1 protein-coding gene is annotated in these 1,328 nt (G+C 61.1%); it reads left to right on the top strand.

Going from position 1 to position 1,328, the window contains the following annotated elements:
- Positions 1–54: 54 nt before the first annotated feature.
- A protein-coding gene (locus tag JCM17844_RS13835) for an IS1182 family transposase (RefSeq protein ID WP_150001482.1) occupies positions 55–1,328 on the top strand; the annotation gives its coding sequence in 2 pieces (ribosomal slippage) (positions 55–1,009 and positions 1,009–1,328; 1,275 coding nt annotated over the 2 pieces). This gene is flagged as partial in the annotation.

Below are 1,328 nucleotides of genomic sequence, written 5' to 3'. Positions count from 1 at the left end.
CAGACTGCTGACAAACCCCTGGCCTTGGCCGTGGGTTTTTGATTCACTGTTTCTATGTTGAAGAAGCCCGGCCCGGACCAGACAGCGCTCGAGATGGTGACGCTCGATCAGCTTGTTCCCGCCGATCACCTGTTGCGCAAGATCGACGCGGTGATCGACTTTTCCTTCATTCACGATCTCGTTGCGGATCTTTACTGCGCGGACAATGGCCGCCCGCCGCTTGATCCGACGCTTTTGTTCAAGGCGCTGTTCATCGGCTACCTGTTCGGGATCCGCTCGGAGCGCCAGCTTGTGCGAGAGATCGAGGTGAATGTGGCCTATCGGTGGTTCTTGCGTCTGAAGCTGACGGACAAGGTGTTCGATGCCTCAACGCTGAGCCAGAACCGTCGCCGACGCTACAACGACGCGAGCGTGGCGCAGGATATCTTCGACCGCATTGTCGAGCAGGCGATCAGCCACGGGCTTGTGGACGGCACAGTGCTTTACACGGACTCAACCCACCTGAAGGCGAATGCCAACAAGGGTAAATACGATCTGGCGCAGATAGAGAAGTCGCGATCGGACTACTGGGCGGATCTGGACAAGGCCATCGAGGCGGAGCGCAAGCTGCACGGCCAGAAGCCGCTGAAGGAGACAGTGCGGGAACCGCAGGTCAAACAGACCAAGGTCAGCCGCACGGATCCCGACAGCGGCTACATGGTGCGCGAGGGCAAGCCGAAGGGGTTCTTCTATCTGGACCACCGCACCGTGGACGGCCGGCTGGGGATCGTTACCGACACCTTCGCCACACCGGCCAACGTCCATGACAGCATTGTTTATCTCTCCCGGCTGGATCGCCAGCGGCAGCGCTTCGATTTCGACGTGAAGGCCGTCGGCCTGGATGCGGGCTATGCCACCACGGGTATCGCCAGAGGATTGGAGGAGCGGGACATTCTGGGCGTCACCGGTTACCGCCGCCCGACGTCCCCCAGACCTGGCATGATGCGCAAGTCAGCCTTCACCTACGAGCTGACGCCGATGGTTACCGCTGTCCGGAAGGCCAGCTCTTGACCTATGCCACGACGGACAGGAACGGTTACAAGCACTACCGCTCCGACCCTGCCACCTGCAGAACGTGTCCCCTTCTGGCGTCCTGCACCTCCAATGCCAAGGCGGAGCGGACCCTGACCCGTCATGTCTGGCAGGAAAGCCGGGAGCGCACGGATGCCCATCGCCTGACCGCATGGGGCAAGGCCGTCTACAAGCGCCGGAAAGAAACCGTCGAGCGCTCGTTTGCAGATGCCAAACAGCTCCACGGCCATCGCTATGCCAGGTTCCGAAGTCTCGTG

It is taken from the genome of Iodidimonas gelatinilytica (assembly GCF_008579125.1).
GTDB classification, from domain to species: domain Bacteria; phylum Pseudomonadota; class Alphaproteobacteria; order Sphingomonadales; family Rhodothalassiaceae; genus Iodidimonas; species Iodidimonas muriae.
This window is presented reverse-complemented; position numbering and strand designations above follow the sequence as displayed.